This window comes from Puia sp., from assembly GCF_035546395.1.
GTDB lineage: Bacteria > Bacteroidota > Bacteroidia > Chitinophagales > Chitinophagaceae > Puia.
Genome location: NZ_DASZXR010000006.1, coordinates 349005 through 372423, shown reverse-complemented (window position 1 = coordinate 372423; position 23419 = coordinate 349005). Strand labels below are relative to the sequence as shown.

The following is a 23419-nucleotide window of genomic DNA, read 5'->3' as shown; positions in this document are numbered from 1 at the left end:
AATAATAAAATGAAAAATAAATATTTCGAGATACTATTTATGGGATTGGTGGTGTTCTGCAGCTGCAAGAAGAGCTTCCTGGAGCAGACCAACCCGAATGCGGTGACGATTCCCGCGTTCTTTACCTCCGAGACCGATGTCCTGCTGGCGTTGAACGGCTGTTACTATGAAATGAAGAACAACAATGCGATGGGTGAGGAGAGCGACCTGTTTACGGACCAGCGGTCCGACGATACGGGTACGAACGATAACCAATCGAATGCCGGGGAGCCGTTCCAGTTCAACAATTTCTCGCTATTGCCGACGAACTCTTATCTCTACACCCATTGGAAGCAGATGTACCTGTCGATCGCGCAGTGCAATCTGCTGCTGGCCAATATCGATAAGGTGAAGTTCACCGACAGTCTGAAGCCCACCTATGCGGCGGAAGCGAAGTTCCTGCGGGCCTTACAGCTTTTCGATCTTGTGAGGGAGTTCGGGGATATCCCGATGACGACCGTGCCGTTGACCACGACCGCCCAGATCACTGCTGCTACCTTCCGGGTGCCGGCGGCGCAGGTGTACAACCAGATCGTTGGCGACCTGGTCGACGCCACTAAGAGCAATTTGCCGATCCGCCAGCCGGCGGGCAATCGCGGACATGCGTCGATGCAGGCGGTCAACTGCCTGCTGGGAACCGTTTACCTGACGAAGTTTGCGATGCTTGACGGTGGTAATAACGGGGCGGCGCCCAATTCCGATCTCGACAGCGCGGAGTATTACCTGAGTGCCTGCTGGAACGAGCGGACTTTTACGGATCTGACGACGATCCCTTATACCGACAATTTCGATGTCAACAAGAAGGCCAGTTGTCCCGAGCTGATCTTCCAGCTGGTATATCTGCAAGGGGATGTTACCTATTATTCCCATCTTGCGGCCGATGCCCAGGCAGCGAACGAGAAGATCAATACCAAGAAGGTGCAGAGCGGGGTGGGATACAATGTGACGCATGATCTTGTCAAGGAATATGAGCCTACCGACCTTCGGGACAGCTTTTCGATCCGCTACGACACGTTCAAGACTGTGAAGGACTGGTATGTGACCAAGTTCAGAGACACGAGTGCCGCTGCGGGCCCGAATGGTTATGGCGGGAATGATTTTCCCGTTATGCGGTATGCCGATGTGGTGTTGAAGCTGGCAGAGGTGAATCTATACCGGGGAAATACGGCGCAGGCGATCCAGTATCTGAATATGGTGCGTATGAGGGCCAAGATGCCCGACTACGCCACTTCGATGGCGGATCCCAGCTATAGCGCCAAGTTCCCGACGTTGAAGCTGGCCCTTCTTCATGAGAGGCGTAGCGAGCTGGCTTTTGAGCATTATCGCTGGTTCGACCTGCTGCGTTTCTTTAATATCAATGATCTCGTGACGTATATTCATAGCAAGAATGCGGCGGACTGGGGTCTGGCGAATATTGCGAACTTCAGTACGAAAGACGAATTCTATCCAATACCCTATAATGAGACCATCCTGGATCCGAAACGGATGTACCAGAATCCGGGATATTAGGTTTGCGACCGGTAGGAGGGCCTCCGGGGATTAAATTAGTGAAATTGAGCATGTGGCAAAAACCGCGATGATCGTCGCGGTTTTTCGTTATTTTTAGTCATGCATGAGCTAACTCGGAGAGAATTTCTGAAAAGGGCGGGATTTCCGGCGGTGATGGCGATGGGATTGATACCGGCGGCCCCGGTGCATCCGTTCCGGTTGGAGGGGAGCGGGAATGGGAAAGAGGTGGTGATCCTGGGAGCGGGGCTGGCTGGGTTGGCGGCGGCCTATGAGCTGACCAAGCTTGGGTATCGCTGTACGATCCTGGAGGCGAGGGAACGGGCCGGGGGGCGGTGCTGGAGTGTGCGCAGGGGATCGGTGAATGAGGAAACGGGGTTCGGGTCGCATGCGGCCGGCTTTGACGAGGGGCAATATTTCAATGCGGGGCCGTCGCGGATCCCGCATCATCACGGATTGACGTTGCATTATTGCAGGGAGCTGAACGTACCCATACAGGTTTATAATAATGTGAATGAGAATACTTATTACTATAGTGAGGGGAAGGGGCCATTGTCGAATAAGAAGATAAGGGTCAGGGAGGTGCACAATGATACAAGGGGCTGGATGGCGGAGCTGCTGGCCAAGGCGATGGATGGGGGAAAGGTGGATGCGGGAATGAGTAAGGAGGATGTGTTGAAGGTGATCGAATATCTGAGGGCTGAAGGCGGGTTGGATATCGACAAGCTTTACAAGGCATCGGCGAGACGGGGTTATATCGAATCTCCGGGACCGGGGGACCGGGAGGGGAAACTGGGTGAGCCGCTGACCCTGCTGGCGATGCTGCATTCGGGTTTGCTGGACCCCGACTTTTACAATGTCGCAGAGTACACCTATGAGTTGCAAGGAACACTTTTTCAGGCGGTTGGGGGGATGGACCGGATTGCCGCGGCCTTTGAGCAGAAGGTGAGGGCGATGATCCGTTACCAGGCTGAGGTGAAGGGCATCCGCAACCTGGAGCAGGGGGTGACTGTAACTTATACAGATAAGATGGGTGAAAAGGCTTTAAATGCCGATCTTTGTATCTGTACGATCCCCTTGCCGGTTTTGAGCAATATCGATCATAATTTTGGCTCCGATGCCAGCCGGGCGATCGACACCGTGGTGTATATGAATACCGGGAAGATCGGGCTGCAGTTCAGGCGCCGTTTCTGGGAAGAGGATGAGGGGATCTATGGGGGTATCACGCATACGAACAATCAGCTGACGCAGATATTCTATCCTTCCTATGATTATTTGAGTGGTAAGGGAATATTGATAGGATATTATAACTTTAATGAGAAGGCCGTAGCGACAGGCAATCTTTCCTATTCACAACGGGAGCAGCTGGCCCTTGAAAAGGGCAGCCTGATCCACCCGCAGTACCGGCAGGAGTTCGAGACCTCTTTTTCTGTAAGCTGGCATAAGACGAGATATAACCTTGGAGGGTGGGCGCTGTATTCGGCGGAGGAGCGGCGGAGTTTATATAAGGCTTTGTTACAGCCGGACAAGCAGGTGTATTTTGCCGGGGAGCATATGACGTATTTGAATGCGTGGATGGCGGGGGCGCTGGAGTCGGCGAGGAGTGTTGTGGCGGCGTTGCATAGCCGGGTGACGGGGCAGCGGTTTTCGTATCCGGTGCTTGGAAGTTGATCGTTAAAGTCTGACCTTCGGTGGAACCACCGAAGGTGGTTAAAGGTATTCAACCACCAAAAATAAACTGTTATGGGCAACTCAATCAGTCGTCGCACCCTTCTCAAGAGGGGCGCACTATTGGCCGGCGGTCTTCCTTTTGCCGCCAGCCTGCTGGACCAGGTACAAGCCAGCCCGGTGATCACTCATCCCGGAACTCTTTCCGCTCCTTATGCCGAAGCGTGGACGGAAAAAACGATTGCCCTGAGTGCGCCGGTGCCGCTGAAGGCACGGCTCTTTGCCAATGAAAATCCATTTGGTCCTTGTGACAAGGCCAAGAAGGCGATCATGGACGCCTGTCCGACCGCCTATCAGTATCCTTTCCGTTCGATGCCGGAGCTGACGAAGAAGATCGCCGATTTTGAAGGCATCAAGGAGGAGAACATCCTGCTGGCCTCGGGTTCGTCGCCGTTGCTGATGGCTGCGGCGCTGTATTACAGCAGGCCGGGCGGGAATGTCATTACCGGTGATCCCTCGTACGAGGATCTTCCTTCGAAGGCGGTCCGGATGGGGGAAAAGTGGGTGAAGGTGCCGCTTACGGCGGAATACAAGCTGGATCTAGATGCCATGGAAAAGGCGATCGATGCCAATACCGGTCTTGTTTATGTCTGTAACCCGAACAATCCTACGGGGACGGTGGTGGACGCTGCGAAACTGAAGGCTTTTGTGGAGCGGGTGTCCAAGCGGGTCCCTGTTTTTGTCGACGAGGCTTATATCGATTATCTGCCTGATCCGCAGGGTACGACGCTGATCCCCATGGCGAATTCGAATCCGAATATCATTGTTGCGCGGACCTTCTCGAAGTTGTATGGGTTTGCCGGGTTGCGGCTTGGGTATGTAGTGACGCAGCCTGAAATCATCAAGAGTCTGACCTTGCACACGGAGGCCTTCATGTCTATCTCGGCTACTACCCTTGCCGGGGCGATCGCCACTTACCAGGACCGGGAATATCTTGACGGCGCGTTGAAAAAGACCCTGGCTTCCAAGGAATATCTGTACGAAGTTTTGAAGAAGGAGGGCTACACCTATGTCCCTTCCAGCGCGAATTTTGTGCTTTTTCCTATCAAGATGGAGGGCAAGCAATTCACGGATGAGATGATGAAGCGGGGGGTGGGCGTGCGTTTCTGGAAGTTCAATAACCAGGAATGGTGCCGGGTGAGTATCGGCCGGATGGATGAGATGGAGGCGTTTGCCTCTGCATTTAAAGAAATCTCTTAAAATTGATTTGTTTGATGAAGAACATTCTATTGACGGCCGGCCTTCTTGTGGCCGGCCTTGTCGCTGTGCGTGCACAGGATTCGGCCTCGGGCCGCGCTTTGACGATGGCAGAATATGAGAAGGCTCCGTCTTTTCATGTCAAGGACCTGGATAAGGATACGTATGTCAAATTCGAGAACGCGTATATCCTGGATAAGAGCGGGTTTGGGAAGCCTTATTTTATAACAGGAGATGATGGGAAGAGAAAGCGGATGGATCTGTATAGGCTGATCCTGAAGGAGGGGCGTGTCGAATTGGGGACGATGATCTTTTATACGAACGAGAAGGGCCAGGGTTGGGTAGCTTGCATGCCCGGCTACAGGGCCGGCGCCGATGTATGGAAAAAGTATTTTGAAGATATCCATGCTATCGAGAAGGATGAGCCCAATTTTGTGCTTAAGCTGTCTTATGTTCTGTCGAAGGAATTAGGCTATCAGCTGTATCGCAATGCGGGAAAGGACGTGAGCCGCGAGGCGGGGACCTATGGCAATGACATCTGCTTCCCGGGGGACATGGAAGTGGCGATGGCCGGTGGCGGGAAGAAGCTGCTCAGCGAGGTGAAAGCGGGGGACGCGGTGGTGACGATGGATCCGGTGACGAACCGCGAGAAGACCGTCGTCGTGAAGGAATTGACGGTGCATGAAGCGAAGAATTATGCAATCACGCGATTGGTGCTCGTTGCGGTAAGAGAGAGGGGGGAGCGGGACCTTGTGTTTTCCTCGCGGGTATTGGAGGCGACGCCGAATCATCCGATGGTGGGGGGAAAGAAGGTTGGAGAGCTGAAGGTGGGAGATGCGGTGTTGTGTGCCGATGGGGTTTTTACCGTTTGGGAAAAGACGGAGGGCGCCGGCGGGGTGCAGCGAGTGTATAATATCGTAGCGGACGGGGAAAGCCCGCTGATGGTGAATGGGGTGATCGTGAAGCAGAAATAGATTATTTTCGTAGGATGCAAAAGCCTGTTTTGGTTATTAAGCTTGGTACGGCTGTGCTCACGAATGAAAAGGGAGAGATCAGTCAGGCCACTATCAGGAAAGTGGCGTCGGGGATTGCCGCGTTGAGCAGCCGGTACCGGGTCATCCTGGTGTCGAGCGGGGCGGTGGGCAGTGGCAGGGGATTTTTCAGCGGTTATAAGGGGACGCTGGCGGAGCGAAAGGCGGCCGCGGCGGTGGGAAATCCTATCCTGATCCGGCATTATCAAAAGCAATTTTCGGTATATAATATGCCTGTGGCGCAAGCCCTGTGCGAGCGGCAGCATTTCTCCAGCAGGCCGCGTTTTTTGCAGTTGAAAGAGACCTTCGAGGAGTTTTGGAAGAACGGCATTTTACCGGTGATGAATGAGAACGATCTTGTCAGCAATGTCGAGTTGAAATTCTCCGACAACGACGAGCTGGCGACGCTTACGGCGATCGGGTTCGATGCGGAGGCCTTGTTGCTTTGTACTTCCGTCGGCGGGTTCCTGGATGATGCGAAGAAGATCGTTCCTCTGGTGGAAAGGGTCGACGGGAAGATCATGAGTTTTGTGCAGGAGGGAAAGAGCAGTCTTGGATTGGGGGGCATGTTGTCGAAGCTGACCTTTACGCGGCTGGCGACATCGCTCGGCATCCGGGTCGTCATCTGCGGGCTCAAGGGGAAGAGTCCCTTTGCGGATGCGTTGGAGGGAAAGACCGGTACGAGCTTCCTTCCCAGGGTAGCCAATCTCAGGGCCCGGCAAAAGTGGCTGGCCAGCGGGTCGATCACACTGGGCAGTCTTTATCTGGACAAGGGGGCGGTACGTGCGCTCGAGCAGCGACATAGCCTGCTTACCGTCGGGATCCGGCAGCTGCAGGGAAAATTTGCCGAGGGTGAGGTGGTACAGTTAAAAGACGAAGAGGAGCAGATCATAGGGGTTGCCAAGGTGAAGCTCGGGGTTGCCGAGATCACCGCAAGGTTGAAAAATAAGAACACAATTGCCGCGCATGCGGATGACATCGTATTGTTTTGACATGAGCACAAGGAAAATAGAGCCGTTGATCCGAAAGACCCACCGGGCTGCGGTGGAGTTGAGAAGGGCCGGTGACCGGCAGGTGAAGTCCGCGTTGCGGCTGCTTGCGAAGAGCCTCGAAGAACAAAGCGCCGTGGTCCTTCGGGCCAATGCGAAGGATGTCGCGCGACAGGACCCTGACAACCCGCGAACGGACAGGCTGTTGTTGAATGAGAAGCGAATCCGGGCGATCGCCCAAAGTATCCGGAAGGTAAGCCGGCTGCCTGATCCGTCGGGAAAGTTATTGGACAGCAGGACGCTGGCCAATGGACTGAAGGTGGAGAAACGGGCCGTTCCGCTTGGGGTCGTGGGGGCTATCTATGAATCGCGACCCAATGTTACGTTCGATATAGCGGCACTTTGTCTGCGGAGCCGTAACGGCTGCCTGTTAAAGGGGAGCCAGGAGGCTGCCGAGACGAACCGGGCGGCCATTAGACTGATCAGGAAGGCATTGGAGGCATCGGGTATTCATCCCGATTGCGTGACCTTGCTGCCACCCGAGCGGGAGGTGGTGCAGGAATTGTTCACGGCTACGCGGTGGGTCGACGTGCTGATCCCCCGGGGCTCCGACGCGCTGATCCGTTATGTCCGTAGCAATAGTCTTGTCCCGGTGATCGAGACCGGCGCCGGGGTTTGTCATGTGTATGTGGAGTCGACTGCCGATCTGGAGAAGGCGGCGGCCATCGTCGTCAACGCCAAGGTGTCGCGGCCGTCCGTCTGCAATTCGATGGATACGCTTGTGGTGGACGCTGCTGTTGCAGGGGCGTTGGTGGAGCGGTTGCGTGGGCCGTTTGAGCAATATGGGGTGGAGGTGTTTGCGGATGCGGTGGGGGCAAAGGCGTTTGCCGGGTACCCTTTGCTGAAGCGGGCGAAGCCGGAGGACTATGACCGGGAGTGGCTTAGCCTGAAATGCGCGGTAAAGGTGGTGAGGAATATGGACGAGGCGCTGGATCATATTGCGCTGCATTCGACGAAACATTCGGAGGCTATCGTGTCGAAGGACAAGCGGCTTTGCGAGCGGTTCCTGGCGGATGTGGATGCGGCGGCGGTGTATGCGAATGCGTCGACGCGATTTACGGACGGAGAGGAGCTGGGGCTTGGGGCGGAGATCGGGATCTCCACACAGAAGCTGCATGCCCGCGGACCTTTTGCATTGGAGAAGTTGGTGACCGAGAAGTGGGTGATCCGGGGGACGGGGCAGGTAAGGGAATAGCGGCCCGGGGGGGGGGAGGCGCGCGCGGGGCGGGCCGGCTCCGGTGGTAGGGAAGAAATTTTATTAATTGTCAAAAAAACGATTAATTTAGGGTTCCTAAATAACTTGCATATGAATCCCACCAGGAACCTGCTTTTTTGCACACTGCTTTTCTTTTCCTTTTCGCTATCTGCACAAAATTCAGCCGGGCTTACGATCCGCGATACGGCGGGGCCGCAGATCAGCCGATTTATCTATGGGCATTTTTCCGAGGACCTGGGGCGATGTATCTATGACGGTTTCTGGACGGGAGATCATATCCGGATGGATGTCGTGGAAGCGTTGAAAAAGATCAAGGTGCCGGTGCTTCGGTGGCCGGGCGGATGTTTTGCGGATATGTATCATTGGCGGGATGCCATTGGTCCGCGCGAACAGCGCAAGCATACGGTGAATACCACCTGGGGCATGGTGACGGAAGACAACAGCTTCGGGACACATGAGTTTTTGCAGCTTTGCGACTTGCTGGGGTGTCAGCCGTATATTGCCGGGAATGTCGGTTCGGGTACGCCCGCAGAGATGGCTGACTGGTTGGAATACCTGAACTATAACGGCAAGAGCACGCTGGCCGATCTGCGCCGGCACAATGGGCGGGAGCAGCCCTGGAATGTTTCCTTCTGGGGAGTGGGCAACGAGAGCTGGGGTTGTGGCGGGAGTATGACGCCGGAATATTACTCGGGGGAGTACAACCGGTATTCGGAGTTCTGCCGGAACTATCCCGGGTCCAGCCTGAAGCTGATCGCCAGCGGCGCGAACGGCGACGATTACAATTGGACCGAAACGGTCATGAAGAATATCAGCCGGGGACGCACGTGGGGGATCTCAATGCATTATTATACCCTGGCGGGGAGCTGGCAACATAAGGGATCGGCTACGCAATTCTCGGAAGACGAATATTTCAGGGCTCTTGCGGCTTCTTTGCGGATGGATGAGATCGTCCGCCGACATTCGGCCATCATGGACAAATATGATCCCCATAAGCGGATGGCGCTTGTCGTCGATGAGTGGGGCATCTGGACGGATGTCGAGCCCGGCACGAACGGGGCGTTCCTTTACCAGCAAAACAGCCTGCGGGATGCGTTGATCGCGGGTACGACCCTGAACATCTTCAACAATCATGCGGATCGGGTTAAGATGGCCAATCTTGCGCAGACCGTGAACGTCTTGCAGGCGCTGGTGTTGACGGATAAGGACCGGATGCTGCTGACGCCGACCTATTGGGTCTTCGATCTTTACAAAGTACACCAGGACGCGCGATTGCTACCCGTGCAGTTCTATACCCCGGATTATGCGCATGGTTCCGAGAAGATCCCGGCGGTGAATGCGTCGGCGTCGCGGGACAGCGGCGGGGCAATCCATGTTTCTTTTGTCAACCTGGACCCGGCCAAAAAAATCACCGTGCGGGCGAATCTGCCGGGGATGACTTTCAAGACCGTGACCGGGCAGGTGCTGACCTCGGCGAAATTTACCGATGTCAATACGTTCGACGAGCCTAACCGGGTGAAGCCCGCGACGTTCAGCGGAGCCAGGAAGGAAGGCAACGATCTCGTCGTCGAATTGCCGGCAATGTCGGTTGTCGTTCTCGAATTGAAATAATGTCTATGCGAATCCTTTGCTGGCTGCCGCTGTTGTTCCTTGCTGCCGGTGTTTCTGCGCAGGTGGCACAACGGCCTCCGTTGGGCTGGAACAGCTACAACTGCTTTGGCAGCGCGGTGCATGAAGAAGAGGTCAGGGCTAATGCGGACTATATGGCGAAGAACCTGGCCCGGTATGGCTGGCAGTACATCGTTGTCGACTTTCTCTGGGCTTATGACAACCCGCCGGGGAGCCGGATAGGGAACCCTTTTCAGTACAGGCTCGGGGATGGGAGCTATGTTCCGTGGCTGGCCATGGACTCCTGGGGGCGGTTGCAGCCCCATGTCAATAAATTCCCGTCTGCTTTTGGCGACAAGGGGTTTAAGCCGCTTGCGGATTTTGTTCATTCCCTTGGATTGAAGTTTGGTATCCATGTGATGCGGGGTATTCCCCGGCAGGCCGTCTGGGCGCATAGCCCGGTGATGGGGGGCGGTGGCGTTGACGCGGCGGCTATCGCCGACACGAATTCGACCTGTCCGTGGATGAACCAGATGTATGGGCTAGATATGCGCAAGCCGGGAGCGCAGGCCTATCTCAATTCTCTGCTGGCGTTGTATGCCGGGTGGGGTGTCGATCTGATCAAGGTAGATGATATTTCACGGCCGTATAGTGCGGCAGAGATCGAGGGATACCGGAAGGCGATCGAAGCCTGCGGGCGGCCGATGGTCCTTAGTCTTTCGCCGGGGGAGACCCCACTTGCGGATTCCGCCCATGTCAAGCAATGGGGAAATATGTGGCGGATGGCGGATGATTTTTGGGACAGTTGGCCGGAGGTGCTGAAGATGTTTGGCTATGCCAAGAAATGGGCGGGAGTTGGGGGGGAGGGTCACTGGCCGGATTGCGATATGTTGCAGATCGGAAAGATCTCCAAGCGCGGGCCGGTGGGTCCGGAACGATACAGCCGGTTTACGGAGGATGAATTGATGACGCATATCAGTTTTTGGTGTCTTTACCGGTCGCCGCTGATGATCGGCGGGAACCTGCCGGAAAACAGGGCGTTGGAGGAAAGGCTGCTTGGAAACCCGGAGGTATTGGCGGTGAACCAGGAGGGCATGAATCCGCGTGAACTGGCACATGATGCGGGGCGGATGATCTGGGTTTCCGATGCGGGTGGGGGCGCCTTGTATGTGGGTGCGTTTAATATTGGGGACAGCGCGCGCGAGGTGTCGGTGGATCTTTATTTGTTGGGTATCCGGCGTGGAGTGGCGGTGCGGGATCTTTGGGCGCAGCGGGAGTTGGGAAGGTTTGGTAAGACGTATTCCCGAATGTTGCCGGCGCATGGTTGTATGTTGTTAAAAATAATTCCCTACCTTTAGGGCGTACTTTAGGGGTGCTCGTTTGCTCGGGCTGAGATGATACCCTCAAAACCTGATCCGGATAATACCGGCGAAGGGAAAAGGCGGACTTCTTCTTTTCTGCGATTCGCAGCACCTCGAATTTATATGTTCTTAACAGCCTTGGCTGAAGCCAGGGAGGGGGTATTTCTTATGCCGGAGGTGTCGATCAATCAACAAAAATTTCAGTTTCCTGAAAATGGCTGTCTGGCCGATGTCTTGCCGCTATTGCAGATCGTGCAATCGGATGGGATAGCTATTGCCGTTAACGAGGCCGTGATCCCGCGTTCTCAATGGGCGGGGTGGCGGCTGCGGGAGGCGGACCGGGTTTTTGTTATCCGGGCGACCCAGGGCGGGTAAAAAACTATTTTATGAAGACATCAGTAAGCCGGGAACCCTTTCCCGCGTCGAGAAAGATCTATGTACCGGGGACCGTGCATCCGCTGCGAGTCGCCATGCGGGAGATAGCCACCGGAGACGGGCCGGTCCAGGTTTATGACACCAGCGGTCCCTATACCGATCCGGCTGTCGATATCGATCTGGAGAGAGGTTTGTCGCGGATGCGGGAGGAGTGGATCCGTCCGAGGAGGGGAGAAGGGAATGTGACACAGATGCATTACGCGCGGAAGGGTATCATCACGCCCGAAATGGAATACATTGCGGTTCGTGAGGGTGGTGGGATCAGGCCTGAGTTTGTGCGTGACGAGGTGGCCAGGGGCAGGGCCGTGATACCGGCCAATATCAATCACCCCGAGAGCGAGCCGATGATCATCGGGCGGAATTTCCTGGTGAAGATCAATGCCAATATCGGGAATTCGGTCGTGAGCTCCAGTATCGAGGAGGAAGTGGAGAAAGCCGTGTGGGCCTGCCGATGGGGTGCGGATACGATCATGGACCTTTCCACTGGAAAGAATATCCATGAGACGAGAGAATGGATCCTGCGCAACTCGCCGGTGCCGGTAGGTACCGTGCCGATCTACCAGGCGCTGGAGAAGGTGGGAGGGAAGGCGGAGGAGCTGAACTGGGAAATTTACCGGGACACACTCATCGAGCAGGCTGAGCAGGGAGTGGACTATTTTACGATCCATGCGGGGGTATTGTTGCGTTATATCCCGCTTACCGCCCGGCGGATGACCGGTATCGTGTCGAGGGGCGGCTCGATCATGGCCAAGTGGTGCCTGGCGCATCACCGGGAGAGCTTTTTATATACCCATTTCGACGAGATCTGCGAGATCATGAAGGCGTATGATGTGTCCTTTTCGTTAGGAGATGGGTTGAGGCCGGGGTCGATCGCCGATGCGAATGACGCCGCGCAGTTTGCCGAGCTGGAGACGCTTGGCGAGTTGACTGCGAAGGCCTGGGCGCAGGATTGCCAGGTGATGATCGAGGGGCCGGGGCATATCCCGATGCACCTCATCAAGGAGAATATGGACAAGCAGCTGGCCGTGTGTGATGAAGCGCCGTTCTATACCCTGGGTCCGCTGACCACGGATATTGCGCCGGGGTACGACCATATTACGTCGGCGATCGGCGCCGCGATGATCGGGTGGTATGGGACCGCGATGCTTTGTTATGTGACCCCAAAGGAACATCTGGGTCTTCCCAATAAGAAGGATGTGAAGGACGGCGTCATTGCCTACAAGATTGCCGCGCATGCGGCGGATCTGGCGAAGGGGCACCCTGGGGCGAGGTATCGTGACGATGCGCTTAGCAAGGCCCGTTTCGAGTTCCGGTGGGAGGATCAATTCAATCTTTCGCTCGACCCGGATACGGCGCGAAGTTTTCATGACGAGACCTTGCCGGCCGAGGGAGCGAAGGTGGCGCATTTCTGTTCGATGTGCGGGCCGCATTTCTGCAGTATGAAATTATCGCAGGAAGTTCGGGCGGGGATGGATGAGAAGGCTGAGGAGTTCCGGGAAATGGGATCGGAGATGTATTTATGATGCGTACTGATTTTCTCATAGCGGTGTTGACCCTGCCGGGAAGCTTTCCCGGCGAGCCGGAGCGTCTCGAGGACTTGCTCGAGGCTGGGTTGGAGCGATTGCACCTGCGTAAGCCGGAAATGAGCTTGTTGGAGCTGGAGCGTCTTGTATCCCGGCTGGCGCCGCGATGGGCGTCGCGGCTGGTGTTGCATTACCAGCCGCAGTTGGCGCTGCGGTATGGGATACCGCAGGTGCATGGGCCGGTGAATATGGGTGAAGGTACGGGTTTGAGGGTGTCTACGTCCGTGCATAATTGGGCGGAGTTCGCGGCATTACCCGATGGGCTCGAGTATGCGTTTATCAGCCCCTTGTTTGACAGTATTTCAAAGCGGGGATATTTGGCAAATGCCGGGTTGCTGACCTTGCCGGGGGGGGTGTTGCCCTGCCGGCCGATCGGGCTTGGCGGGGTTGGAGTTGGAACGATCGGTGAACTGTTGGGAAACGGATGGACGGGGGCGGCGGTGTTGGGATGGATCTGGGAGGAGCCGGGGAAGGCGGCGGAACGATTTTTACAACTAAAGCGCGTGGTGCATGGATAGACCGAGGGTGTTGGTGGTGGCCGGATATGATCCCAGCGGCGGCGCCGGCGTGTTGGCGGATGTCAAGACGTTGGAATCGCATGGCGTATATGGATACGCGGTATGTACCGCAATCACCTGGCAGAACGAGCGGGTGGTCCGTCGGGTGGACTGGCTGCCGGAGAAGGATGTCCTCGAGCAGGTGGATGTCTGTTTTGAGGCGGCGGGTTTTGACTGGGTGAAGATCGGGATCATGCCGTCGATCGGGTTGGTGGGCAGGGTCGTGCGACATATCCGGCAGTGGAACCCCGGGGTTCGGGTGGTATGGGATCCGGTGATCCGAAGCAGCAGTGGGACTGACTTCTGGGTGAAGACGGAAGGATGGGAGGAGGTGGCCGCGCAATGTTTTGTGATGACGCCCAACTGGGAGGAGATGGGGTGGTTGGCTGCCGACGGGGAGGGGGTGAAGCGATGCGGCTGTCATTTGCTCCTGAAAGGCGGTCATCATCCCGAGCATCCCGGCAGGGATTACTTGTGGATGGAGGGTAAAATGGAGGTGTTGGAACCGGTGGATGGGGGAGCGGTGTACCCCAAGCATGGGTCGGGTTGTGTGCTGGCTTCCGCTTTGGCGGCAAACCTGGCCCTGGGGTATGCGTTGCCGGTGGCGGCTGTCCGGGCAAAGGGATATGTTCGAAATTTTTTAAGCAGTAATAAAAGTCTATTGGGATGGCACGATTGTATTTCCTGACGATGGACGATGCGCCGATGGGTCCTGTTCAGCAGGTAGAAGCGGCCTGCCGGGCCGGCATCCGGTGGATACAGCTTAGGATGAAGCTTGCATCGGATGAGGAGGTGCTGGATGCTGCCCTGGCCGCGAGGGATATCTGTAGTGAATGGGGATGTAAGCTGATCGTGAATGACCGGGTGGGGGTTGCTTTGGAGGCTGATGTCGATGGGGTTCACCTGGGGAAGCAGGATATGCCGGTGAGTGAGGCCCGCCGGCTGCTGGGGAAGGAGAAGATGATCGGCGGGACTGCCAACACCATTGAGGACATCCGGGAGCATTGGAAACACGGAGCGGATTATATCGGGCTTGGGCCTTATCGGTTCACGACGACGAAGAAGAATCTGAGCCCGATCCTTGGATTGGAGGGATACCGGCGGATCATGGGGCAGGTGAAGGCCGAGGGGATCGGGTTGCCGGTGGTGGCAATTGGTGGGATCAGGATGGAGGATGCGGCGGCGTTGTATGGGGCCGGAGTTCAGGGTATCGCCTTTTCTGGAATGCTAATAAAAATGATATGCTGACTATTGCGGACACGACCTTTCAGAGCCGGCTTTTTACCGGGACGGGGAAGTTTGGCTCGCTGACGGTGATGGAGGAGGCCTTACTGGCCAGTGGGAGCGAGCTGGTGACCGTGGCGTTGCGCAGGGTGGATACGCGGGCTGGCGACAGTGACCTGGTGCGTTACCTGCGGCATCCCCGGCTGCATTTGCTGCCCAATACATCGGGGGTGCGGAATGCACGGGAGGCCCTCTTTGCCGCGGAGCTGGCGCGGGAGGCGTTGGGGACGAACTGGCTCAAGCTCGAAGTCCATCCCGATCCGCGGTGGCTGATGCCTGATCCCGTCGAGACCCTGATCGCGGCGGAAGAGCTGGTCAAACGGGGGTTTGTGGTATTGCCCTATGTCCACGCCGATCCTGTGCTATGCAAGCGGCTGGAAGAAGTGGGTGTGGCGGCGGTGATGCCGTTGGGGTCGCCCATCGGGAGCAATAAGGGGTTGAAGACCGTGGACTTCCTTGAGATCATTATTGCGCAAAGCCGGGTGCCGGTGGTCATTGATGCCGGGATCGGGGCGCCTTCGGATGCGGCGAAGGCTATGGAGCTTGGCGCGGATGCGGTGCTGGTGAATACCGCCATTGCGGCCAGCGCCGACCCGGTGACAATGGGGCGGGCTTTTAAGCTGGCGGTCGAGAGTGGCCGGATGGCTTTTGAGGCTGGGTTGGCGGCGGGAGGCGGCGGGATGGGGCCGATGCGGGCTGAAGCCAGCAGTCCATTGACGGCATTTTTGGATGAATAGATCTTTATGTTTACTGGAGTATTCGATAAACATGATTGGGGTGCTGTCTGGCAGAGCATCTATGCCAAGACCGCGCGGGATGTGGAGCGGGCGCTGGGAAGGTCCGGTCGTGACCTGGACGACCTCAAGGCTTTGCTATCGCCTGCAGCGGCGCCTTACCTGGAAGAGATGGCGCAGCTGAGCCGGCGAATGACGGAAAAGCGTTTCGGCAAGGTGATCCAGCTGTATATCCCGCTGTATCTGTCGAACGAGTGTCAGAACATCTGCACGTATTGCGGGTTCAGCTATGACAACCGGATTGCCCGGCGGACCTTGAGCGCCGGGGAATTGCTTAGCGAGACGGCGGCCATCAAGGCGATGGGGTACGAGCATGTGTTGCTGGTGAGCGGGGAGGCTAATCAAACGGTTGGGGTGAACTATTTTGTAAAGGCATTGGATGTGGTGCGGCCGCATTTTGCGCAGGTGAGTATGGAGGTGCAGCCGCTGGAATGCGAGGAATATTCCTTGTTGATGAAGCATGGGTTGCACAGTGTTCTTGTGTATCAGGAGACGTATCACCGCGAGGATTACCGGCTGCATCATCCTAAGGGAAAGAAATCCAATTTCGAGTATCGGTTGGGGACGCCGGATCGACTTGGGAAGGCAGGCATTCATAAGATGGGGTTGGGGGTGCTTATCGGGTTGGAGGATTGGCGGACGGATGGCTGGTTTACGGGTTTGCATCTGCGGTATTTGGAGGGGCGGTATTGGCGGACGAAATATTCCCTTTCCTTTCCGAGGCTGAGGCCGCATGTGGGTGGGCTGGCGCCGAAGGTGGCGATGAGCGACCGGGAGCTGATCCAGCTGGTCTGCGCGTACCGGCTGGTGGATGAGGAGGTGGAGCTATCCTTGTCGACGCGGGAGAGCCCGGTTTTCCGGGATCATGCGGTGCGGATGGGGATCACCTCGATCAGTGCGGGGTCGAGGACGAATCCGGGGGGATATTCGGTAGACCCGGGGTCGCTGGAGCAGTTTGAGATCCATGATGACCGGAGTCCTGCGGAGATCGCCGCGATGATCCGGCGGCAGGGATATGATCCGGTATGGAAGGATTGGGATATGGCTTTGCAGTAAGTTAAAATCCGAGAAGACCGGGCCCCGAATTTGGGTTATTTTGGCAATATGCCAAAAAAACTACCGCTTATTGTGTTCTTTCTTGCCATTGCCGTGACCGGGTCGGCCAGGCCGCAATTCCGCTATACGCTGCTGGTGGAGCATCCCGAGCGGCACAGCTATCATGTTCTTTTCCGGATCGAGGGGATCGAGACCCCGGTGATCGATCTGAAGATGCCGGCCTGGATGCCGGGTTATTACCAGTTGTTGGATTATGCCGGCGGGCTAAGTGGATTCAGCGTAAAGGATGCGCATGGAGATACCGTTGCCTGGGAGCGGACGGACCGGCGCACCTGGCGGGTCGCGGTACCGGGGAAGGGAGGGGGCTTTACGATCGAGTATGATATTTATGCCAGCACCAATTTTGCGGCGCAATCGCTGCTTGATTCGGCGCATGGGTTTGTGGCGCCCACGGGGATGTTCCTTTATCCCGATGGGTATTTACGCCAGCCGGTGGAGCTGGCGGTGGAGCTGCGGAACGGATGGACGAAGATTGCGACGGGATTGGACGCCGTGGCGGGTGGCGAACATCTTTATTATGCACCCGATTTTGATGTACTGTACGACTGTCCCATCCTGATGGGGGAGCTGGAAGATCTGCCATCGTTTACCGTGCGGGGCGTTCCGCATTATTTTGCCGGGTACCGGATGGGAGAGTTCGATCGGGGCCGGTTCATGGCCGAATTGAAGAAGATCGTCGAGGCGGCCGTCGAGATGATCGGGGATATTCCTTACCGGCATTACACTTTTTTGGGGATGGGATCGGGTCGGGGCGGGATCGAGCATTTGAATTCCGCGGCGGTGCCATTTTCGGGGAACCAGCTGGCCACGGAGGGTGGCCGTAAGCGGGTGTTCAATTTCCTGGCGCACGAATATTTCCATCACTACAATGTAAAGCGGATCCGGCCGATCGCGCTTGGGCCTTTCGATTACCAGGGGCCCAATCGTACTCACGGGCTCTGGGTGTCCGAGGGGCTTTCCGTCTACTATGAGTATATGCTTGTGTTACGGGCGGGGCTGATGCAGGACAGCGATGTGTTGCATGATCTGCGGAATAATATCGCGGCCTATGAGAATAAGCCCGGGCATCTGCGGCAATCGCTTGCGCAGGCCAGCTGGGACAGCTGGAACTACGGACCGTTGGGGGGAGGTGCGGATTCGACCATCTCTTACTATGACAAGGGGCCGGCGGTAGGGCTGTTGCTTGACCTGGCCATCCGGCATGCTTCCGCCAACCGGAGCGGGCTGGACGAGGTGATGCGGAGGCTGTACCGGGAGTTCTATCAGGCGAAGGGACGTGGGTGGACGGATGCGGAGTTCCGGTGGGTATGCGAGTCGGTGGCGGGTGAGCCGTTGCCCGAGATATTCGATTATGTCTATACGACGAAGGAGCCGGATTATGCGAAATATCTCGCTTATGGCGGGCTTGGGATCGATTCAGGGTGGCGCATCTTTTTGTTGCCGGATGCGTCGCCGCAAGCGGTGGCGATACGGGAAAGTTTATTGAAATGAAAGGGGGGCCTGGCGGCCCCCCTTTATTATGGGAGTGAAATTGTGAGTGTCGTCGTTGTGACGCGGACGAAGTAGATGCCTGGTGGCAGTTGGGATAATTGGGTCCTGCCGTTGGACAGGTTACCGGCGCGGAGAAGGCGGCCGGCCGCGTCATAGAGTGCGTATGGCTCGTCGCTGCCTTGTTGAAGCCAAACGCCGGCGGACGATCTACCGGTAATGTACCAGATGAGCCTGGCTGTGGTCGGGAAGTTGACCGAGCGGACGAGGCTATAGTCGAACTTTCCGTCCTGGTCCACTTGTTTCAGCCGGTAGAAGTTGTTGTTTGGCATCGGTTGGGGGTCGGTGTAAGCGTAGTTTTGCAGTGTCTGGCTGTTACCTGCAGCCTCTACCGAACCGATGGCCGTGTAGTTCTTGCCGTCGGAGCTTCTTTCGATGACGAATTCGCGGCTATTCTGTTCCGTTGCCGTCTGCCATTGGAGGACCGTCTCGTTGCCCGAGCGGGTGGCGGAGAAGCCGGCGATGGTCACCGGCAGAGGTACGGAGAGAAGGGCATGGGTTGTGAAATTCGAAGATGTACCGTTTAGCGCAAAGTTCATCAGGGCGCCGTCATTGGCGTTTGCCGTGTTATCGAAGGCCGTCGTGAGGCCGCCGTCATCGGCGTCGGAGGCGCCCTGGTCAAAAGTATACTGGGCGATCAGGCCGGTTTCGGTGCCGGTGAGGGTAGATTTCCAATTGGCGCTGATCTGGGCGGCGTTGCGCTGGGTGCTCCAGATGCGGACCTCGTCGATGCCCCCGGAGAAGGGTTTGTCGTCGCCGCCGGAGGTGTTTTTTGCCATCCCGAAGGTCAGCGGTTGGCCGGATGCGGCGCCCAGGGAGCCGTTGATGGTGCCTTGAAAGGCTCCGTTGACATAGACGGTGGTGGTGCTGCCGCCATCGTAAACGAAGGCAAGGTGGGTCCAGTTATTCGGACCGGTGGGGACAGCGTAATCGAGGACATTCGGACTGGCGCCGCCGTTGTCCAGGCCGATCTGGGTTGCGGAAAGATGGAAGCTATAACGGACCCCGCCTGCGCCGCGGTTACCGACGATCGTTGCCCATCCGCTCGAAGGGAGCGTAGTGGGGTTGACATAGAACTCGACCGTTCCACCGGAGGTAAGATCGTATTGGTTGCCCGTGAGAGCGGGGATATCCACCTGGTCATCGACGCCGTCGAATACCAGGGCGTTGTTGCCGTATTGGATGGGTGATCCGGCCCAGGAGTTGGCGCCGCCGGTGTCGCCGCTGATCACGCCGTCCTGGCTGCTGCCCGTGGTAGCGGCCGAGTTGGTGACGGCGGTGCTGCTGCCATCATTCATTTCGTAGTAGGCGATGAGGTTGTTGTCGCTGAAGTTCGGCGTGCCGAACATATCCGACCTGACCTGGGGCTGGGTGCGGGAGGTCTTCCATGCTTTCACCTCGTCGATCCTTCCGATGAAGGGTTGGGTAATATCGACCTGCACTCCTATGCGGAAGGGCTGTTCGTCGTTGAAGAAGAAGCCGTCCACCGTTGCCACGTTATGGCCGTCGAGATAGAGTTGGGCGTTGCCCCCGCCGCCGGTGCTGTAAGTAAGCGCTATATGGGTCCATCGGTCCTTTGGAATTTGGATGCCGGTGCTCGGGAACCAGCCGGGATCGCCCACCTGAATCGTTCCGTCGCCCAGGTAGCCGATGGAAAATTCGAATCCGGCCGCGCCTTCTGACGCCATTTGGTGGACGGCACCGTCGACTGCGGTGTTTGGAACGTAGGCCCAGAATTCGAGCGTGAAGTCGCCGATAGGGTTTATGACGTCGACGCCTGCCGTGACGTAATTGGAACCGGTGAAATTCAGGGATGAATTTTGGGAGAGTGCGTTCAGGGAAATGCAAAGCGATGCCAGGAGAAAAGGGTAAATTTTTCTCATAGGAAACGGATTTAAATTTAGGGTCAAGATAGTTAAAAAAGGCGATCGGTGAAAGGCGCATGGCGGAAATAACCCCCCTCTAGGGGTTATTCCTGACTGTAAAACGCAACCCTGTTCTACAAAGAATTTCCATTTTTGCAAGGAAGGATTAATTTACAGGCAGATGGCGAAGAACCTACCAAATCTGGATGGTTTTCTGAACATTTCCGCGGCGCAACGGGACGAGTTCAGGGACAACGGGCATCTGCTCGTGCGGAGTGTATTGTCCTCCACAGATGTGGCAATTTTTCGACAGCAGATTGTGGACGCGGTGAAGAGGCAGAGCCGGGAGAAGAAAAAATTGCCGGATAAGGGTATTTATGGGCGTGCATTCGGGCAGATGGTGAACCTGTGGCGGACGGATGAGGGCGTAAGACAATTCGTGCTATCGAAGCGGTTGGCGAAAGTGGCGGCCGATCTGCTGGGGGTGGCCAATGTGCGGATCTATCATGATCATGCGTTGTTCAAGGAAGCGGGTGGGAAGGCTACCTACTGGCACCAGGATCAATATTACTGGCCGCTGGATTCGGCCGATACGGTGACGATGGCGATGGCGTTGACGGATCAGAGCCTCGAGATGGGGATGTTCATCTTTGCGACGGGATCGCACCGGCAGGGCACGATCATTGACCCCAAGCTTTCTTCCGAGCCCGATGGTACCTACCGCAAGTATATTCGGGAGGGGCGTTTTCCGTTGAGCCGGGCGGCAGGAATGCGGGCGGGGGATGCGACCTGGCATTATGGAAATACGGTGCATCATACGGCTGCGAATTTTTCCGACCGGCGAAGGGAGATGATGACTATTACGTATATGGCGGATGGGGCCAGGGTGGCGCAGCCGATCCATCCTGCCCAGGTGAATGAGCTGAACAATTGGCTCAACGGGCTGCCGCCGGGAAGGCTGGCGGCTTCGGAGTTAAACCCTTTAATTTTATAAGATATTATGCTATACGGACATCGCATTTGCCGGGCGACGATGTTTTTTTTAAGCGGCCTGATTGTCGTGAATGGAGTAGCGCAGGGCGGGCGGTACCTTGTGGCTACGGGTGAATATCATTGTTACATTCTCGATCAATCGACGCACCGGTTGTATTCGGTGATGACGGGAAGGGCCGAAGAGGTGGAGGGGTTGCCGCAGGGAAAGATCAGGACTGCGTCTTCGGGCGCGCACCATGCGCTGGCGGTGGATGAGGATGGGGCTGTTTGGGCCTGGGGGACTAATCAGAATGGAGAATGCGGAAATGGCAGGATCGGGGAGGATGTAGTGGCACCCCGGCGGATCGAGCGGGACAGTATGGGGGCTCCGTTCAGAGGGGTTGTTGCGGTTGTCGGAGGCGGTGGGGATGGGGGGTGGACGAGTGCTGCACTCAAGGCGGACGGCACCGTATGGGTGTGGGGAAATACCAGGCATGGGATCAGGGGAAACGGGGGTGAAGGTGGGGATAATCCTTTGCCAGTTAAGGTGGTGTTCCCGAAAGGGACTGTTATCGTCAAGTTGCTGGTGTATGAAATAGGGATCGCATTGGATAAGAATGGGAGGGTGTGGACCTGGGGGGGAGGGGGGCAATACGGGGTGGAGTACCAGTTGGCGAGAGGCAAGAAGGTGGTGGATGCCTATCGGCCTGAAATGATCCCGCTTCCGGGGCGGGCGAAGGATATAGCGGGAGGGAGTAAATGGAACTATGCTTTGCTTGAGGATCAATCCCTATATGGTTGGGGGCAATACACCTCGTACCTTGGACTTGGGGAGGGGGGATTCAGCCGACAGCCGGCGCCGCAATTAAGGCCTCAGCGTTTGGATGAGAAGTTGAAGTTGCCGCAGCCGATCCGATGTATCTGTACGAATTCTGTAGCGACGTATGTGATCCTGAAGGACAGTACGATTTGGGCCTGGGGTGATAATTCGATGGGTGCGATAGGGATTGGTGAGGAGCTTGATTTTGCCCATTACCGCCGGGGAGATGGTCATGCCGCGCCTTATGCCTGGGATTGGGGTGCGGGTCAGTTGCTGGTGCAGAAGCCGGTACACCTAGCACGGGGTTTGCATTCATTTACGGGTATGTGGACGGCCAATAGTCTTGTATACTACGTATATGCGGAAGACAGGCAGGGACAACTTTATTCGTGGGGTCGGAACAAGGGGGGGATGCTAGGGAATGGGGTTGTGGAATCGGACAGGGAACGGGGGCAGATCGGCGCAGAATATCCGAATTCGTGGGATGTCACGCTGGTGACGCCTGTGAATCCATTCGAACGTAAGCGTGTTTACAGGGCTACTTCCCCCCACTGCATGGAGCACCCGGAGAGTAAAGCCTGCAACCTTTACCGTACTCCGGACGGGTTCGAGCCGAAGGCGGTGGCGAAGGTGAAGGAGGTTGGGACGGTTTCCGGGCAGGCGGTGTTGGACGGAAGCGGGAGCCATGACAATTTGATGGACAGTTCGCGGGGGATCATTCGGTTTTTGTGGAAGCAGGTGAGCGGGCCGTCGCGTGCGACGATCGTTTTGCCCTCGATGGCGAGTCCGGTCGTCGTGGCTCCTGTTGCCGGGGAATATGGTTTCCGGCTTGTGGTGACGGATAATGGGTGGAAACAGGATAGTACAACGATAAGGGTAAGGCTGCCGGGATCGTAAATATACGATAGGTAAGTTGCGACCAAAAATACCCGGAATGTGGGATTTTTTACTTGAAAAAATTACGCACCTTTGCAATGTCAGGTAAAAATATTCGACGATTAGTTTGCAGATTAGAAAAGTATCGCTTATTTTTACGTCAATATTAGCACCTGCCATTTCACTGCCTCTGAATGTAGGCGCGTAACTCTTACAGTATAGCCGTCGTTTCCCAATCCTTGAAATCCCCACTTGTTGCCATCTTGAAAGGGACTGATAATCCACATCGCTATTTCGTAAAGCCTGCTTCTGATATTGAAGTATTTTAATTACGCCAATACCTCGTGTCAGCCGACTTAATTCCATTGCCATCCTAGAAAAGTTAAGTGTCTACTTAATTGGAGCCGTTAATAACACCCTAAAACACCTTGGTGATGAAAAAACTTATTTTGGCAATTGATGACAGCAAGGCTATTCGTTTCCTCCTCCAGACGGTATTTGGAAGGGAATACCAGATCGTAACCGTTCCGGATGGTTACTCCGCCTTGTACTTTCTTAATCATCGTAATCTTCCCGATCTAATTATTGCTGACCCGCGGTTACCGGATATGCCGGACTGGGAGCTGATCAGACAGATCAGCACGAGTGGCATGTACGGTCAGATCCCCGTGGTGGTCTTATCGAGCCTTGACCGGCATGAGACTGAGATGCAGTGCCGGGACCTGGGGGTCGTGGCATGCTTTATGAAGCCATTTAATCCGGTTGAGATGCTGGAATCAGTAAAGCTGTTAATGAATGAAGGTATCGGCGCCTCCGTAATGGCCGTCTAGACCG

At 56.3% G+C, this 23419-nt stretch carries 20 protein-coding genes and 1 riboswitch; of the genes, 19 read left to right on the top strand and 1 reads right to left on the bottom strand.

Features of this window, described 5'->3' with window-relative positions; translation table 11 throughout:
- Window positions 1-9 precede the first annotated feature (9 nt).
- The 16 genes from VHE34_RS07840 (at window position 10) to VHE34_RS07765 (ending at window position 17995) form a co-directional block, all read left to right on the top strand.
- Window positions 10-1548 carry a RagB/SusD family nutrient uptake outer membrane protein gene (locus tag VHE34_RS07840; protein WP_325586437.1) on the top strand — a complete coding sequence of 513 codons (1539 nt, stop codon included), beginning with the start codon at window positions 10-12 and terminating at the stop codon, window positions 1546-1548.
- A gap of 99 nt (window positions 1549-1647) precedes the next feature.
- Window positions 1648-3216 carry a flavin monoamine oxidase family protein gene (locus VHE34_RS07835; protein ID WP_325586435.1) on the top strand — a complete coding sequence of 523 codons (1569 nt, stop codon included), beginning with the start codon at window positions 1648-1650 and terminating at the stop codon, window positions 3214-3216.
- Window positions 3217-3288: 72 nt separating this feature from the next.
- Window positions 3289-4473: a histidinol-phosphate transaminase gene (locus VHE34_RS07830; RefSeq protein WP_325586433.1), complete on the top strand. Its 1185-nt coding sequence runs from the start codon at window positions 3289-3291 to the stop codon at window positions 4471-4473.
- 14 nt (window positions 4474-4487) lie between these two features.
- Window positions 4488-5444, top strand: coding sequence for a Hint domain-containing protein (locus tag VHE34_RS07825; RefSeq protein WP_325586431.1), 957 nt, complete (start codon window positions 4488-4490; stop codon window positions 5442-5444).
- Window positions 5445-5473: 29 nt separating this feature from the next.
- The gene (gene proB, locus VHE34_RS07820; protein ID WP_325586429.1) at window positions 5474-6493 is read left to right on the top strand and encodes a glutamate 5-kinase; all 1020 of its coding nucleotides are present in this window, start codon (window positions 5474-5476) and stop codon (window positions 6491-6493) included.
- 1 nt (window position 6494) lies between these two features.
- Window positions 6495-7745, top strand: a complete 1251-nt coding sequence (locus VHE34_RS07815; protein WP_325586427.1) for a glutamate-5-semialdehyde dehydrogenase — start codon at window positions 6495-6497, stop codon at window positions 7743-7745.
- A 111-nt stretch (window positions 7746-7856) separates the two neighbouring features.
- Window positions 7857-9377: an alpha-N-arabinofuranosidase gene (locus VHE34_RS07810; protein ID WP_325586425.1), complete on the top strand. Its 1521-nt coding sequence runs from the start codon at window positions 7857-7859 to the stop codon at window positions 9375-9377.
- Window positions 9378-9382: 5 nt separating this feature from the next.
- Window positions 9383-10732 carry a glycoside hydrolase family 27 protein gene (locus VHE34_RS07805; RefSeq protein WP_325586423.1) on the top strand — a complete coding sequence of 450 codons (1350 nt, stop codon included), beginning with the start codon at window positions 9383-9385 and terminating at the stop codon, window positions 10730-10732.
- Window positions 10733-10828, top strand: a riboswitch (TPP riboswitch). It begins immediately after the preceding gene.
- A 30-nt stretch (window positions 10829-10858) separates the two neighbouring features.
- Window positions 10859-11110, top strand: coding sequence for a sulfur carrier protein ThiS (gene thiS, locus VHE34_RS07800; RefSeq protein ID WP_325586421.1), 252 nt, complete (start codon window positions 10859-10861; stop codon window positions 11108-11110).
- 11 nt (window positions 11111-11121) lie between these two features.
- Complete coding sequence (thiC, locus tag VHE34_RS07795; protein WP_325586419.1) at window positions 11122-12693, top strand: phosphomethylpyrimidine synthase ThiC; 1572 nt, start codon at window positions 11122-11124, stop codon at window positions 12691-12693.
- The gene (locus VHE34_RS07790) at window positions 12690-13271 is read left to right on the top strand and encodes a thiamine phosphate synthase (protein WP_325586417.1); all 582 of its coding nucleotides are present in this window, start codon (window positions 12690-12692) and stop codon (window positions 13269-13271) included. Before thiC ends, VHE34_RS07790 begins: the two co-directional genes overlap by 4 nt.
- A complete protein-coding gene (locus VHE34_RS07785; protein ID WP_325586415.1) occupies window positions 13264-13998 on the top strand; it encodes a bifunctional hydroxymethylpyrimidine kinase/phosphomethylpyrimidine kinase in 735 nt (244 codons plus the stop codon). The genes VHE34_RS07790 and VHE34_RS07785 overlap by 8 nt, the downstream gene beginning before the upstream one ends.
- Window positions 13977-14558 (top strand): thiamine phosphate synthase, encoded by a 582-nt coding sequence (locus VHE34_RS07780; RefSeq protein WP_325586413.1) that lies wholly within the window; start codon window positions 13977-13979, stop codon window positions 14556-14558. Before VHE34_RS07785 ends, VHE34_RS07780 begins: the two co-directional genes overlap by 22 nt.
- Window positions 14552-15331, top strand: a complete 780-nt coding sequence (locus VHE34_RS07775) for a thiazole synthase (protein WP_325586411.1) — start codon at window positions 14552-14554, stop codon at window positions 15329-15331. The genes VHE34_RS07780 and VHE34_RS07775 overlap by 7 nt, the downstream gene beginning before the upstream one ends.
- Window positions 15332-15337: 6 nt before the next feature.
- Window positions 15338-16444, top strand: a complete 1107-nt coding sequence (gene thiH, locus VHE34_RS07770; RefSeq protein ID WP_325586409.1) for a 2-iminoacetate synthase ThiH — start codon at window positions 15338-15340, stop codon at window positions 16442-16444.
- A 48-nt stretch (window positions 16445-16492) separates the two neighbouring features.
- Window positions 16493-17995 (top strand): hypothetical protein, encoded by a 1503-nt coding sequence (locus tag VHE34_RS07765; protein ID WP_325586407.1) that lies wholly within the window; start codon window positions 16493-16495, stop codon window positions 17993-17995.
- Window positions 17996-18021: 26 nt separating this feature from the next.
- Here the strand turns inward: VHE34_RS07765 and VHE34_RS07760 are convergent, their stop codons facing one another.
- A complete protein-coding gene (locus tag VHE34_RS07760; protein ID WP_325586405.1) occupies window positions 18022-19935 on the bottom strand; it encodes a LamG-like jellyroll fold domain-containing protein in 1914 nt (637 codons plus the stop codon).
- Between the two features lie 163 nt (window positions 19936-20098).
- Between VHE34_RS07760 and VHE34_RS07755 the strand changes: the two genes are divergently transcribed.
- From VHE34_RS07755 to VHE34_RS07745, 3 genes are all read left to right on the top strand, one after another.
- Window positions 20099-20911 (top strand): phytanoyl-CoA dioxygenase family protein, encoded by an 813-nt coding sequence (locus tag VHE34_RS07755; RefSeq protein ID WP_325586403.1) that lies wholly within the window; start codon window positions 20099-20101, stop codon window positions 20909-20911.
- Between the two features lie 6 nt (window positions 20912-20917).
- Entirely contained in the window at window positions 20918-22606 is a 1689-nt protein-coding gene (locus tag VHE34_RS07750) for an RCC1 domain-containing protein (protein ID WP_325586401.1), read from the top strand.
- 413 nt (window positions 22607-23019) lie between these two features.
- Entirely contained in the window at window positions 23020-23415 is a 396-nt protein-coding gene (locus tag VHE34_RS07745) for a response regulator (RefSeq protein ID WP_325586399.1), read from the top strand.
- Window positions 23416-23419 lie beyond the last annotated feature (4 nt).